Origin of the sequence: Vibrio salinus (assembly GCF_021272385.1) — a bacterium.
Taxonomy (GTDB): Bacteria; Pseudomonadota; Gammaproteobacteria; order Enterobacterales; family Vibrionaceae; genus Vibrio; species Vibrio salinus.
Genome location: NZ_JAJSDZ010000005.1, coordinates 756,484 through 771,435, shown reverse-complemented (window position 1 = coordinate 771,435; position 14,952 = coordinate 756,484). Strand labels below are relative to the sequence as shown.

Genomic DNA, 14,952 nt, shown 5'->3' with positions numbered 1-14,952 from the left:
AATATGAGCATCACAGAAGTTGAAATGGGGGTATATTCAGGCTGATGAATCACCTGCTTATTGCTATTTTTTATATCTTCCATAAATTTTGTTTATACATCAAGAAATAATTCAACGAAATACGACCGGTTTGCAGAGCGATATTGTGAGCTTCTGTCAAACAGGGGGGCGGATCTTCCCTTGTTTTTCTTTTTTATGAATAAAAAGTGAAAGAAATTAAAAAAAAATTACCTTTTGCCCTTGAAAAGGGAATGACTGCCCCTATTTATGTGCATAAGCGAAGCAAACGTCGTTTTATAAAGTTAAGTGAGTAAGGGTTGAAACCCGAGTCTCCAGCCCCATATAAGGGGTAAGTAAGACGAAATTAAAGAATTTATTCGGAGATAGCCTGATGGGTAAAATCATTGGTATTGACTTAGGTACTACAAACTCTTGTGTTGCTGTACTTGATGGTGACAAACCACGCGTAATCGAAAACGCAGAAGGTGAACGTACAACACCTTCCATCATCGCGTACACAGATGGTGAAACTTTGGTTGGTCAACCAGCAAAACGTCAAGCTGTAACCAACCCTGAAAATACACTATTTGCTATTAAACGTCTGATTGGTCGTCGTTATGAAGACCAGGAAGTTCAGCGTGATATTTCAATCATGCCATTCAAAATTGTTAAAGCAGATAATGGCGATGCATGGGTTCAGGTAAAAGATCAGAAATTAGCAGCACCACAGGTTTCTGCTGAAGTTTTGAAAAAAATGAAAAAAACAGCGGAAGATTTTCTTGGTGAAGAAGTCACCGGCGCTGTTATTACCGTTCCTGCTTATTTCAACGATGCACAGCGTCAGGCAACGAAAGATGCCGGTCGTATTGCTGGTCTTGAAGTTAAACGTATCATCAACGAACCAACTGCGGCAGCGTTGGCTTACGGTCTTGACAAAAAAGGCGGTGATCGCACTATCGCCGTTTATGACCTTGGTGGTGGTACATTCGATATTTCAATCATCGAAATCGATGAAGTTGAGGGTGAAAAAACATTCGAAGTACTTTCAACCAATGGTGACACACACCTGGGTGGTGAAGACTTTGATAACCGCATGATCAACTATCTTGCAGACGAGTTCAAAAAAGAGCAAAGCATTGATCTGAAAAACGATCCTCTTGCAATGCAGCGTTTGAAAGAAGCGGCAGAAAAAGCGAAAATTGAACTGTCTTCCGCTCAATCTACAGATGTTAACCTGCCTTACATCACGGCAGATGCAACCGGTCCTAAACACCTGAACATCAAAGTGTCTCGTGCTAAACTGGAATCTCTGGTAGAAGATTTGGTTCAACGTTCTCTGGAACCTCTGAAAGTGGCTCTTGCCGATGCGGATTTATCGGTTGGTGATATCACTGACGTTATCCTTGTTGGTGGTCAGACCCGTATGCCTATGGTTCAGGCTAAAGTAGCTGAATTCTTCGGTAAAGAAGCTCGTCGTGATGTTAACCCGGATGAAGCGGTTGCTGTTGGTGCTGCGGTTCAGGGTGGTGTGCTTGCCGGTGATGTGAAAGACGTTCTTCTTCTGGACGTAACCCCTCTGTCTCTGGGTATTGAGACCATGGGTGGTGTTATGACCAAACTGATTGAGAAAAACACCACTATCCCGACAAAAGCAAGTCAGGTATTCTCTACTGCAGAAGATAACCAGAGCGCGGTTACGATTCATGTTCTGCAGGGTGAGCGTAAACAGGCGACTTATAACAAGTCTCTTGGTCAGTTCAACTTAGAAGGTATTCAGCCTGCACCTCGTGGCATGCCTCAGATTGAAGTGAGCTTCGATCTTGATGCGGATGGTATCCTTCACGTTTCAGCGAAAGACAAACAGACTGGTAAAGAACAGAATATCACTATTCAGGCTTCTGGTGGTCTGAGTGACGATGAAATCGAAAAAATGGTTCAGGAAGCGGAAGCTAACAAAGAAGCGGATAAAAAATTCGAAGAGTTAGCAACTGCACGTAACCAGGCTGACCAGATGATTCACGCGACTCACAAACAAGTCGAAGAAGCTGGTGATGCTCTTCCTGCTGACGAAAAAGCAAAAATCGATGCTGCAATCAGTGAGCTGGAAACAGCAAAACGTGGTGAAGATAAAGCAGAGATTGAAGCAAAAGTTCAGGCATTGATGACTGCTTCTCAAAAACTGATGGAAATGGCACAACAGAAAGCACAGGCTCAAGGTGCTGAAGGTGGTGCAGAGCAACAGGCATCAGGCGCTAAAGATGATGATGTTGTTGACGCTGAGTTTGAAGAAGTGAATGACGACAAGAAATAATCTCTGAGCGTTGTTCAACGAGATCTTGTTGATACCTTTTTAAGGTTTAAACGGGCGTTTGGGGAGACTCTTACGCCCGTTAGTTTGTATGTGAGAGTGTCGGTTTTGGAAAATAAGTAGACAGTTACCAGTTTGTCAGTGTACAGATGGGGGACTCCTGATAACGACTAACACTGATAGCTGATACACTGATTTCCCTAAATCGATACATTTATCGGGCGACGATATGTCGTTTGCAGTAACAAATTGGTGACGAAGAACATGTCAAAACGTGATTTTTACGAAGTATTAGGTGTGGGCCGTGATGCTTCTGAGCGTGATATTAAAAAGGCATATAAACGCCTTGCAATGAAATACCACCCAGACCGTAACCCGGGAGACGATACGGCTGCGGAGAAATTCAAAGAAGTAAAAGAAGCGTATGAGGTGTTAACCGACTCGCAGAAACGTGCCGCATACGACCAATATGGTCACGCAGCCTTTGAACAGGGTGGCGGCGGCTTCGGCGGTGGTGGCTTCGGTGGCGGTGCCGGTGCTGATTTCGGTGATATCTTTGGTGATGTGTTTGGCGATATCTTTGGCGGTGGTCGTCGGGGTGGCGGTCAGGCCAGAGCTCAGCGCGGAGCCGATCTTCGCTACAATATGGAGCTGTCTTTAGAAGAAGCGGTACGCGGATGTTCTAAAGAAATTGAAGTTCCGACTCTGGTTGAATGTGATGTCTGTCATGGCAGCGGTTCGAAAACCGGTAAAACGGAAACCTGTCCGACGTGTCATGGTCATGGACAGGTTCAGATGCGTCAGGGATTTTTTGCCGTACAGCAAACCTGTCCTACCTGTCATGGTAGCGGTAAAATTATTAAAGATCCTTGTGATGCTTGCCATGGTAAAGGCCGTAAACAGAAAACGAAAACACTTAATGTTAAGATTCCTGCCGGTGTGGACACCGGTGATCGTATTCGTCTGAATGGTGAAGGTGAAGCCGGAGAAATGGGAGCACCAGCCGGTGATTTATACGTTCAGGTTCATGTCAGAGAACACCAGATTTTCGAACGTGATGGTAATAACCTGTTCTGTGAAGTGCCGGTAAGTTTTGCTATGGCAGCGCTTGGTGGTGAAGTGGAAGTTCCGACATTGGATGGCCGTGTAAATCTTAAAGTGCCTGCAGAAACTCAGACCGGTCGTATGTTCCGGATGCGTGGCAAAGGCGTTAAAGGTGTTCGTGGTGGAGCTGTGGGTGATTTACTGGTTAAACTTGTTGTTGAAACACCGGTTAAGCTGAGTGCCCGTCAGAAAGAACTGCTTAAGGAGCTTGAGGATTCCTGCGGCGGAGAAGCGGCGAGTAAGCACAAACCAAAAGCGGAAGGTTTTTTCAGTGGCGTAAAGAAGTTTTTTGACGACTTGACCAGTTAAGAAAACGGGATAACAGATTGATTGTTCAAAGGCCGGAATGACAGTTCCGGCCTTTTTGTTTTATGGATGCCGTTTATGTTGTCCGGATCGCTTCTGTAATTGAATACCTTAACTAAACTGACCATATGGTAATTCCCTTAAACCGGAGTTTACGATGGAGTCAGATACCGGTGTTCTTATCATCGTGTTCGTTGTTGTGTCTTTACTGGTCGGAGCTTTAGTGAAGTCTTTTGCAAGAGTTCTGACGTCGCCATACAGTGTTATTTTGCTGGTTCTGGGATTGATTGTCGGATTTGTCAGCCGGACCCATGTCGGTTTGCATTTTTTCCCCCATATTAATGAGCACTTACTGGTTCTGTCGAACATTGATCCCCATTTGATACTGCTTCTTTTCTTGCCAACCCTGATTTTTGAGTCCGCTTTTAGCATGGAAACACACTTGTTTAAGCGAATGTTTAGTCAGATTGCGATTCTGGCGGTTCCCGGATTGTTATTAACGACCGCTTTGACAGCAGCTCTTGCCTACTATTTATTTCCCTGGAACTGGCCATGGACTGTGTGTCTATTATTTGGTGCTCTAATTTCGGCGACAGATCCTGTTGCGGTAGTCTCGCTGTTAAAAGAGGTGAGTTCACGGAAAAGACTGGAGACACTGATTGAAGGTGAATCACTTTTAAATGATGGCACTGCGATCGTTTTGTTTACCTTATTTTACGGACTGTTAGCTCTACAGGAACCAGCAAATAGCGGGCCATTGGCCGTCAGTACGCAATTTTTTATGGTGGTGGTATTAGGGCTTTTCATTGGTGCTGTGGTTGGCGGTATCGTTCTTGGTTGGGTAGGGAAAGTATTCAATCAGCCACTAGTAGAAATTACCGTCACTATTTCTGCAGCATACATTGCTTACTATATCGCGGAGCATATTTTCCATGTGTCCGGGGTTGTTGCAGTTGTTTCTCTTGGATTGATTCTGGCCAGCTTCGGGCGTACAAGAATTTCACCGGAGGTGGCGGATTTTTTACATCACTTTTGGAACATGATGGCTCATATAGCTAACACTCTAATCTTTGTTTTGGTTGGTATTATCGTCGCGACTCGTATCCGTCTGGATGTTCTGGACTGGTGGTGGACGCTGCTTGTTTTGTATCTGGGTATTCAACTTATCCGGGCTCTGGCCATTTTTTTCTTCATGCCGATCTTAAAAAGAATTGGTGTGGGAATAAACCGGAAGAAAGGCATCATTCTGGTTTGGGGCGGATTACGGGGCGCTGTCTCTTTGGCTCTGGCATTGATCCTTCATCAAAATTCGGCTCTGGGGTATGAGCTGGGTGATCAAATCTTATTCCTGACCGCCGGTATTGTGGCTTTAACCATTATTATTAACGCCACATCGATGACCTGGGTACTAGAAAAACTGGGGCTGGACAAGCTTCCTCCCGGCAAGCAGGCGTCACTGGATAAAGCCCGCTATACCATTAAAGTCCGTATGCTGAATGAGATGAAAAGCTTACAAAATAATGTGTTCCTGCAGAGAGCAAACTGGGCGGCTTTGCAGCTTCCGCTAAAAAAAATTAAAAAGCCAGAAGAGGCGATGGTTCGGAGTGGAGTGAATGAAAATGAAATGCGAGTGGCTTTTTTCCGGCGGTTACTGGAAGCTGAGCGCAAATTTTACTGGTCTCAGTTTAAGAAGGGGGCATTAACCGGAACGGCGACAGCGCAGTTGATCAATGCGGTTGAAATTGCATTGGATGGCGAGCCGAAACTGGCGCCCAGAAACAGCCTTTTCCAGTTCTGGAAAACCCCGGGCTACATTAAAGCGTTTGGCCGGGTACCCGTGCTGAATAATCTTATAGTGAACTTCTCATTTGAACGACTGGCTCTGAGTTATGATACCGCGAGAGGGTTTATTGAAGCTCAGAATGAAATAGTTCATCACATTCATGATTTGGCTCCCAGTGTCCAGGACGCTAAAGAAGCCCTCGCGGATATTGAGGTGAATAAATTACAAACACAGTCACACATTGAAGCCTTACGGGAATATTTTCCTGATCTGTCATACAGTCTGGAAACGCATTCAGCACATCGTTTGTTATTGAACATGGAACGAACACACTTGATGACCATGATTGACGAAGGTGTGCTGGATGAGAGTGAAGCACAAAAACTGATCGAAGACGTAGAGTACCGGCTTGCGAATTTAAAACAGGAAGCTCACCTGATGAGCTCCAAAGAAATATCGGAACAGTTTAAAGCCATGGTGTGGGCTAAAGGCGTAAAAACCAGAACACTAATGGCTATGGGAAATATTGCTCAGCGTCAGATTTATAATGAAGGTGAGTTAATCTATGGCCAAAGTGAGCATGCCACAGCGGTTGCTGTTGTGATGAATGGCCGTGTGGCGGTACTGAGTCCGAAAATAGAAAGACTGGCTGAACCGGGTGACTGGGTTGGATGTTGTGCTTTTCTTTCTTCTACCTATCAAACCAGTGCTAAAACGACGTCACCAGCAGAAATCGTCTGGTTGAACCTGCATCAGATCCGGAGTATCGCTTCAAAAGATAAGCAGCTGAAAAAAATACTGGCGGAATTTCTGAATACCGAAATTTCTCAATAATCTTCTTTCTGAATGTCGACGGATTTCAAATATTTTCTGACTTTGAAATTGAGAGATTTCCGGGAACTGATATTAAGCTGTTCTTCATTTAATCAATGCTCCTTAACGATTGGGAGAACTGATATTCTTTATCCGAACCCACCGGATAAATGATTCAGTTTATGTCTAAATCGGGATTTACGTTAATTGAGTTGTGCATTACCACTGCGCTTCTCGGAATTGGTTTTATGCTGGCACTGCCGGATATGACCCGCCTTAAGGATAATATCGAAGTTCGCTCATGTGCAAATGAGATTTATCAGTTGATTCAACATGCTAAAGCGTTGTCAGTCAGTCAGAAACAACCATTCTGGCTATGGATTGACAATGGAAATAATGAGTCTGGCTGGAAGCTGATTTTATCGGATTCCGGTAATACAGTCGCCGGTCATACACTAAGTGTTATTAGCTACTCATCTTATCCTGATCTGATCGTTACCGGAGCTTATCTGGATAATAAAATGATGTTTTTTGATTCACGTGGAAAAGTATCCAGTGGGCATATTACGATTCAAAGCCGTTCATCACTTTTATTCAGGCTGAACATCGTAACATTTTATGGTTCGGCAAGGATTCGAATTTGTGCAGAAGGAGCAAACGGAAATGAATGGCCGGAATGCTAGCCTGAGTGGATGTAATCAACATGGTTTTACTCTGATTGAGGCAATGATTTCGTTAGCATTAACGTCCCTGTTGCTGTTAGGAGGGATGAAACTGGCAACAACAGCACTTTTTCAACACAGAGCGGTTAATGAGCATTATGCTTTCTGGCAGCAAATGTCAGTTGCGTCACACATATTAAGACAGGAATTACATAAGGCCGGGTATAACGGACAAAAGGGACAAAGTGCCCGGCTTGCCGGGTGCGAAACCATTCTTTCGGTTAGTCCTGATCATCATTCTCTGGCGTTTACGTATCTTAAAAATAAAGAGGGAAGTGAGTATCAGACCATAGCCTATCAGAAAAAGAAGAATCAGCTGGTCCTGTGCGAAAAAGTTACTTCTCAACCGGTCAGTCTGAATGAGGCTCTTGCTTCGACTCAAATGGCGCCCTGTTATCCGGTGTTTGATAGTCGTAGCATCACTATCGGCCGTTTTGATGCACAGATAACGGTGTTGAAGAACAGCGCCGATGTACCTGTATTGGATGTGCTGAATTTAACCCTTTCTGCGTCGTCAGTGATGCATCCGGAACTCATATGGAGTCAGGTAATACAGCAGCCACTAAGAAATTGGCGGTAAGGCTGTGATGATGAAAAAAGTCCGCGGAGCGGTGTCCGTGATGATGACAACATTATTGATTGGTGTTGTATCTGTTTTGGCTTTATCAGTTTTCAGGACTTTGATTCAGTCTCAACATATTTCTCAGGGCAGAATAAATAATATTATCCGGGAATGGAATCTAAAAGGCATCAGTGATTGCGTGGCAGAAAAAATCATTCAGCTCCCATTCAGTACGTCATTTTCTCATTGTCTGGATGATGAAGGCGTTTACCTTGAAGTCACTCACGGTATGAAGCGTGATGTGACGGTTAAGGAAAAAAAATCAGAGGTATCATTTTCGCTTAAGCTGCCGGAGGCGGATAGAGCCGGTGTCATTAAAAGTACGATGAATTTAGTGTTTCTCAGAGACGTTTCCATCAGCCCGGACCCCGGAAAATCAACGTCTAAAGGACGATGGGAGTGTTCGTCAATACTGTACAGCCGTCAGCTTTATGCACAGTCATTATCTTCATCTCACCCATATTTGTCTCCATTAATGCCTTATTGGGGATTTATGAAACAGGGAGCCCGTTGTGATAATCGTCATTACAGTGTTTCGGTAAATCCTTCTGCGGCCAAAGCGGATTTTCGTAAATTGCCCATTTTAGATCCTTTCTTTGATTTATGGCATATCAGTGCCGGAGACTGGTTTTCATTAATGTCAGATTCTCTGATTGGTCATGTGCCAGTCCGCTTTGAAAACAGCTTTGACGGGACCCTTGTGTATTCTGAGGAAAGCAGGCTTCCACCGGCTGAATTTAACCCATCCTGTGAGGGTGGCATTGACCGTCAGTTACAGAAAGGGAAGCGAATTATCTGGGTGTATGGTGGGTGTGAGCTTAATGATGACGGTATTTCAAGGATTAATTCGGCCATAGATTCTGCTTTTAAACATGGTGGAGTCATCATCGTTGTACAGAACGGAATACTTTCTATTCATGCAGATATCAGTCTTCATGCTCTTATTATACAGATGATAACGGGTGAGAGTGTAGATTATGCGTCGCAGTGGTCGCGGGTAGGAAATGTTTCTCATATTATGGACGATATCAGCCATCAACCTTTTCCGTCCCTTAAAAAGACACTGTCATTAGATTCACTGGCTTACTATCAGAGTGGTCTGTTTTATCCGGAAGGCGGTTTGATATTGATTGGCGAACATTTTTATTCTCTGATTAAGAGCCGTTATTTTGCTATCCAGAAGGATCTGATAACGGAAGCGTTGTCTGTGGTCCGGCCTGTTGAACGTGCCGGGGGCTCATGGGATGAAAAATGAGAAGGGGCTATCACTGCTTGAAGTCGTAATCTGCTTAACTCTTATTTCGGTGACCTGTTTGGGGATGGTCGGCATGATCAGCAAGACACTGTTTCATACCGGTAAAATACATCAGGCTGAGATAGCCATGACCATTGCCGAAGAGACGTTGCGTTACTGGCAATATTGCGGTGCATATGAGGCTTCTCATCAACTGAATTCCTGTCACTCGTTTGATGATATTGTTGGTTTTTCTGAAAAAAAAGGAGATTACCAAATTTCGGTAACTGTCAGTCCGCTTGATACATCAGATGACGGATCTGTACTCGTTAAAAAAGTTGTTGTTACTGTCCGTTGGGGAAATCAGATGGTTTCTTCTGGTGAGCAAGGGAAAGAGCAGGAAATTCAGCTGAAAAGCGCCTTTTCCCGCCATAATCTTTTTTCAGGTAATTAAGGGTTTTCAATTATCCTGAAGTGCTTTTTTAAGGTATCTGGCATGAAATTCTAAATGTTCTTCAATAAAGCTCTGTATAAAATAGTAGCTGTGGTTATAGCCCGGATGCATCCTTAAATGTAAGTTTGTCTTGCTCTGAAGTGCCGCTTCCTGAAGGTCTTGTGGTCTGAGTTGTTCCTGTAGAAAATTGTCGGCTTCTCCCTGATCGATAAGAATTGGCAAAGAGCAGCCGTTAGAAGACAGTAATTCAGTTGCATCGTATTGTTTCCAGTCGTGCCGGTCTTCTCCGAGGTACGCGGTGAATGCTTTTACCCCCCAGGGACATATCATCGGATGGCTGATAGGGCTGAATGCTGAAATTGAGGTATATTTATCTGGATTTCTGATCCCGATAGTCAGCGCACCATGCCCTCCCATGCTGTGCCCGGCAATAGATCGTTGTCCGTTAACCGGGAAGAACTCTTTAACGATTCCCGGGAGTTCATGCACGATGTAGTCGTACATCTGATAATGGGTTACCCATGGTTTCTGAGTGGCGTTAAGGTAAAAACCGGCTCCAAGCCCCAGGTCATAACTGCCTTGAGGATCATCCGGAACCAGTGCACCTCTTGGACTGGTATCCGGAGCGACAATAATCATGCCAAGTTCCGATGCTTTTTTGAATGCTCCGGCTTTTTGCATAAAGTTTTCATCTGTGCAGGTGAGGCCTGAGAGCCAGTACAACACGGGGGCCGGATTATTAGCACAAATGTTTTCAGGAATGTATACAGCAAACTGCATGGTGCAGTTAAGTGTTTTTGATTCATGGGTATACTGTTTATGCCAGCCACCAAAAACTTTATTCTGATTGATGTTTTCAAGCATGGAAATCTCCTTATTGTGCCTTCATAAAAGAAGGCACGTAAAAACGGGGGATTAGTCGGCGAAGTGAATGACGGAACGGATACTCTCACCGGAATGCATCAGCTCAAAGGCTGTATTAATGTCTTCCAGTGGCATGGTGTGAGTAATAAAGTCCTGTAAGCCGAATTCACCATTAAGGTATTGCTCGACGATACCGGGAAGTTGAGAGCGGCCTTTTACTCCGCCAAAAGCACTGCCCCTCCAGACCCGGCCGGTTACCAGTTGAAATGGTCTTGTAGAAATTTCCTGCCCGGCACCTGCGACACCGATGATAACGGATTCTCCCCAGCCTTTATGGCAACATTCCAGCGCCTGTCTCATTACGTTGACATTACCTATACACTCGAAAGAATAGTCAACACCTCCGTCTGTCATCTCGATGATGACGTCCTGAATGGCTTTATCAAAGTGTTGAGGGTTAATGCAGTCGGTAGCGCCAAGTTTTTTTGCCAGTTCAAATTTCTTTTCATTAATATCAATGCCGATGATCCGGCTGGCACCGGCCATTTTCGCACCAATAATGGCAGACAATCCGATCCCGCCCAGCCCGAAAATTGCAACAGAATCACCTTGCTGAACTTTGGCTGTATTTAAAACGGCCCCCATACCAGTGGTAACGCCACACCCAAGCAGGCAAACTTCTTCCAGTGGGGCTTCCTGATTTACTTTTGCCAGGGAAATTTCCGGTAACACCGTATACTCGGAAAAGGTTGAGCATCCCATATAATGATAAATCGGTTCACCATCTTTATAGAAGCGGGTGGTACCGTCAGGCATTAATCCTTTGCCCTGAGTTTCCCGGACCGCGCTGCATAAGTTGGTTTTTCCGGATTTACAGAATTTGCATTCGCCACATTCTGCCGTGTAGAGGGGGATGACGTGGTCACCAACCTCAACACTGGTGACGCCTTCTCCGACCATTTGAACGATGCCGCCACCTTCGTGTCCTAAGATCGCCGGGAAGACGCCTTCCGGATCGTCACCGGATAAGGTAAATGCATCGGTGTGGCAGACACCTGAGGCCACTATCCGGATCAGAACTTCACCGGCTTTAGGCAGCATAACATCCACTTCTTCGATTTTTAGTGGTTGCTTCGGTCCCCAGGCGACGGCGGCTTTCGATTTAATAAATTTAGCTTCAGACATGTGCTTCCTCTTGAAGTAATGGGTGGTTATTAGTTTGGCTGAGTTTTTAGTATAGATAGGTTCATTATTTTTATAATCAGGGCATAATAAGAATTACTTTTACAATAATGTAATAATCAAAATGGCAAACTGGGAAGGGATCAGTGAATTTGTCGCTGTCGCTGATACGGCAAGTTTTACCAAAGCGGCACAGAAACTCAGCACATCGGTTGCGAATGTCAGCCGGAGAGTGACCGCGCTGGAAGAGCGTCTTGCGGTTAAACTGTTAATTCGGACAACCCGTAAAGTGTCATTAACCGAAGCCGGGCATCTTTATTATTCTCAGTGTAAGCAGTTGCTGGACGGTCTGGAACAGGCCGATCTGGCGGTAACACAAATGCAGGCATTACCAAGCGGGAAGCTGAAAGTTACGGCACCTGTTACCTATGGTGAAAGAATGATAGCACCATGTCTGCATGATTTTTTACAGCAATACCCTCACCTTGAGCTTGAACTTATTTTGACAAATAAAAGGCTGGATATGGTTGAGCAGGGCATTGATCTGGCAATACGGCTGGGACAATTGAATGACTCCAGTTTTGTTGCCAGAAAGCTCAGACCAAGGGTTTTGCATGTGTGCGGAACACCGGAATATTTTGAGCAGTATGGAGTGCCGCATACGCTATCTGAACTGAGCAGGCATCAGTGTCTGGTGGGAACATATGATCACTGGCGTTTCAAAGATGATCAGCATGCCAAAAGTATGGGTATTCATGGTCGGGTTCGTTGTAACAGTGGCATTGTTTTACTCGATGCAATACTTAAAGGTATGGGAATAGCCCAGTTACCGGATTATTATGTTAAAGATTACCTTCAATCCGGAGAGCTGACCGAAGTACTGACCCATTACCGGGATAACCGGGAAGGGGTATGGGCACTGTATCCTCAAAACCGGCATTTATCGATGAAAGTAAGATTATTAGTCGATTATTTGTCTGAATCATTATAATGCGTGTCTCAGAAATGAATGGAGATTGGTTGTGAACGAAGAGGTAGTGTTTTCTGCTCAGGATGAGATGTTTATGAGACGGGCAATGGAACTGGCATCGCTGGCTGAAAAAGAAGGCGAAGTCCCCGTTGGTGCAGTGCTGGTTAAAGATGGAAAGATTATTGCCGAAGGACACAATACATCGATTGGTTCTCACGATGCAACGGCTCATGCTGAGATTGAAGTTATCCGGAAAGCGGGTACCGAACTGAGGAACTACCGCCTGACAGACACAACATTGTTTGTCACTCTGGAGCCCTGTCCGATGTGTGCAGGGGCTTTGCTACACAGCCGGGTTAAAAGAATTGTTTATGGCGCACCGGATCTAAAGGCCGGTGCGGCAGGTACGGTTTTGAATCTGTTCAGTAGTGATGCAGCCTATCATTACGCAAACATTGAAGCCGGATTACTGGAAGAGGAGTGCAGGGAACAGCTGCAACGTTTTTTTAAACGACGCCGTAAAGAGATTAAAGAACAGAAGAAAGCATTAAAAAAAACAGACTGATTTTAGTCGTCTCCGGTATCTGTATATTTACTGCCAGAGTTTAATGGATAGCAGATTTTGGGAAGACGACGTCAGGTTGAAAGTCTGGCAGGTGACAAGATTATTTTTCTGCTGCGGAAAGTTGCACAAAGGTTCTGTGACGGGTAAAAATTTTCTGTTTGCTGTTTATTAATCTGCGTTTGCGACGAAATGCGGCCGTATTTTTCCACAGATTGTTTGATTGTTTACGTCTTCTTAGCATAAAACAACCCCCTTTTCGTATTCATTATTGTATTTGATTATTGTCTCCCTGTATTTTAGTCAGGGTGGATAATGATGTTTTGATACATTGTGACTGTATCGTGGCGGTTAAATCTCTAACCGCCACTGCTTACTATTGGGGGTTTAGTTGGAAAAATCAAGACTTTCAGGCATTATTCTGCCTTATTTTTTCTCATCAATGTTGTTTGTTTTATCCGGTTGATCTTTGATTTTTAATTCCGTTTCTATTTTATCACCAATTTCCTGGCTCTCCCTGTTATTTTGTTGCTCAAAAGATGTTGCTTTGATTACTTTTAAGCTATTGATATCTAGATCGTTATCTGAGGTATCTTGTTGTTCTACATGACCAATGATACTTTGATAGTACTGCCTGATATTCTCAACATAGGCTTTTGCCTGACTTCCCCTGGCATATCCATAGCGGGTCCGGCGATAATATTTTTGCCGTTGTAACAGAGGTAACCGTTCCCGGACATCACTCCACGAATCCGGATCGCCGCCCTGAGATTTTGTAAGCCGCCTTGCATCCATCATATGACCATATCCCATGTTATAAGATGCCAGAGCAAACCAGATTCTTTCATGTTCCGGGATGGATTCAGGTATTCGTGCAATCATCCGGCGCAAGTACTCGACACCGCCTCTGACAGATTGCCTCGGATCCAGCCGGTTTCTGACTTTGACACTCCTTGCGGTCGGTAATGTTAGCATCATCATTCCTCTGACCCCGGTTGGAGAAATGGCTCTGGGGTTCCAGTGAGATTCCTGATAGGAAAGTGCAGCAATCAGACGCCAGTCAAATTCGTCAGAATATTCCTGAAAAATAGGTGTCCATTTTGGTAGTTTGGTATCCAGTGCCCGGATAAAAGCCCGTGTGTCTACGTAGTCAAAGGTTCTGACATGCCCGATGTACTTTTCATCTAATGAGGCTAAACGACCTGACTGTTTCTGATCGCCAAAAAACTCAATCATCAGTGCATACAGGCTTTCGTCGTCCGAACGGCGGATGTACCAGGAAATTGGCTGATCTTCTGTTAATTCGAATGCTAAAGCGAGATCAGGGTAAATACGCTGAGCTAATGACACTTCAACTGAATCTGCCAGAGTAAACATCAGTTTCCCTTCGGAAATTTGTTTAAGCAGATCGTTGATGTCTGCATTTTTTCTGATCTGATATTCGAGTTTCGGGTGTGTCTTTTTTTGTTTTGCCAGTGTTTGCATCAGATGCTCGTCACCGACAATGGCAAAAACAGACTCATCAGGATATTCTTCCTGAAGTGATTTCTGATGAGCGACAATTTGTTTGATATTGTGAGGTTTCCAGCGTCCCTGTTTATAAATCAACTGCTGACTGACGTAGTAATAAGCCGGGCCGGCTCTGAACTTTTTGATCCGGGATAGAGTTTGAGTCTGCCCGGCAGCCACAATGTCAATTTCACTTTTCTGCAGGGCCGGAAACAGCGAAGAGACCCGGAATACGGGTTTAATTTCCAGTTTTACTCCCAGTTCATTAGCGAATTCTCTGGCGAGTTCATAATCGATTCCTGAAGGTCCGTCCGGTCCGATAAAATACGATAGTTGATTGTTAACCACGCCAACTCTCAGGACACCGCGTTCACGAATTTTAGCTAAGTCACTTTGTGGTTTTGAATCAATCTGACAACCTGACAGGGTAAAGATGAAACAAATAACGAGGAGACTCTTTAGAAAATGGCGATATTTAAATAATGTCATTTATGAGTAATCTCTGGCTTACATAATCAT

12 protein-coding genes are annotated in these 14,952 nt (G+C 44.4%); 9 read left to right on the top strand and 3 right to left on the bottom strand.

Annotation, left to right across the window (positions count from 1 at the left end; all coding sequences use genetic code 11):
* Positions 1-391 precede the first annotated feature (391 nt).
* The 7 genes from dnaK to LRQ06_RS03700 all read left to right on the top strand — a co-directional run bounded on the left by dnaK (position 392) and on the right by LRQ06_RS03700 (position 9,346).
* Positions 392-2,311, top strand: coding sequence for a molecular chaperone DnaK (gene dnaK, locus LRQ06_RS03730; protein WP_232765093.1), 1,920 nt, complete (start codon positions 392-394; stop codon positions 2,309-2,311).
* Positions 2,312-2,572: 261 nt separating this feature from the next.
* On the top strand, positions 2,573-3,721 hold the full coding sequence (gene dnaJ, locus LRQ06_RS03725; RefSeq protein ID WP_232765092.1) for a molecular chaperone DnaJ: 1,149 nt from the start codon (positions 2,573-2,575) through the stop codon (positions 3,719-3,721).
* Between the two features lie 154 nt (positions 3,722-3,875).
* Positions 3,876-6,335, top strand: a complete 2,460-nt coding sequence (locus LRQ06_RS03720) for a cation:proton antiporter (protein WP_232765091.1) — start codon at positions 3,876-3,878, stop codon at positions 6,333-6,335.
* A gap of 161 nt (positions 6,336-6,496) precedes the next feature.
* Positions 6,497-6,997, top strand: a complete 501-nt coding sequence (locus tag LRQ06_RS03715; RefSeq protein ID WP_232765090.1) for a GspH/FimT family pseudopilin — start codon at positions 6,497-6,499, stop codon at positions 6,995-6,997.
* Positions 6,957-7,616: a prepilin-type N-terminal cleavage/methylation domain-containing protein gene (locus LRQ06_RS03710; protein WP_232765089.1), complete on the top strand. Its 660-nt coding sequence runs from the start codon at positions 6,957-6,959 to the stop codon at positions 7,614-7,616. The genes LRQ06_RS03715 and LRQ06_RS03710 overlap by 41 nt, the downstream gene beginning before the upstream one ends.
* Before the next feature lie 7 nt (positions 7,617-7,623).
* On the top strand, positions 7,624-8,913 hold the full coding sequence (locus LRQ06_RS03705) for a hypothetical protein (protein ID WP_232765088.1): 1,290 nt from the start codon (positions 7,624-7,626) through the stop codon (positions 8,911-8,913).
* Positions 8,903-9,346: a type IV pilus modification PilV family protein gene (locus LRQ06_RS03700; protein ID WP_232765087.1), complete on the top strand. Its 444-nt coding sequence runs from the start codon at positions 8,903-8,905 to the stop codon at positions 9,344-9,346. The genes LRQ06_RS03705 and LRQ06_RS03700 overlap by 11 nt, the downstream gene beginning before the upstream one ends.
* Positions 9,347-9,352: 6 nt before the next feature.
* Here the strand turns inward: LRQ06_RS03700 and fghA are convergent, their stop codons facing one another.
* Together fghA and LRQ06_RS03690 are read right to left on the bottom strand one after the other, a co-directional pair.
* Positions 9,353-10,210, bottom strand: a complete 858-nt coding sequence (fghA, locus tag LRQ06_RS03695) for an S-formylglutathione hydrolase (RefSeq protein WP_232765086.1) — start codon at positions 10,208-10,210, stop codon at positions 9,353-9,355.
* Between the two features lie 51 nt (positions 10,211-10,261).
* Positions 10,262-11,395 (bottom strand): S-(hydroxymethyl)glutathione dehydrogenase/class III alcohol dehydrogenase, encoded by a 1,134-nt coding sequence (locus tag LRQ06_RS03690; protein WP_232765085.1) that lies wholly within the window; start codon positions 11,393-11,395, stop codon positions 10,262-10,264.
* 121 nt (positions 11,396-11,516) lie between these two features.
* Between LRQ06_RS03690 and LRQ06_RS03685 the strand changes: the two genes are divergently transcribed.
* Both LRQ06_RS03685 and tadA read left to right on the top strand, forming a co-directional pair.
* The gene (locus LRQ06_RS03685; RefSeq protein ID WP_232765084.1) at positions 11,517-12,383 is read left to right on the top strand and encodes a LysR family transcriptional regulator; all 867 of its coding nucleotides are present in this window, start codon (positions 11,517-11,519) and stop codon (positions 12,381-12,383) included.
* A gap of 67 nt (positions 12,384-12,450) precedes the next feature.
* The gene (gene tadA / locus LRQ06_RS03680; protein ID WP_232765468.1) at positions 12,451-12,927 is read left to right on the top strand and encodes a tRNA adenosine(34) deaminase TadA; all 477 of its coding nucleotides are present in this window, start codon (positions 12,451-12,453) and stop codon (positions 12,925-12,927) included.
* A 423-nt stretch (positions 12,928-13,350) separates the two neighbouring features.
* Here the strand turns inward: tadA and mltF are convergent, their stop codons facing one another.
* The gene (gene mltF / locus LRQ06_RS03675; protein WP_232765083.1) at positions 13,351-14,922 is read right to left on the bottom strand and encodes a membrane-bound lytic murein transglycosylase MltF; all 1,572 of its coding nucleotides are present in this window, start codon (positions 14,920-14,922) and stop codon (positions 13,351-13,353) included.
* Positions 14,923-14,952: the final 30 nt, after the last annotated feature.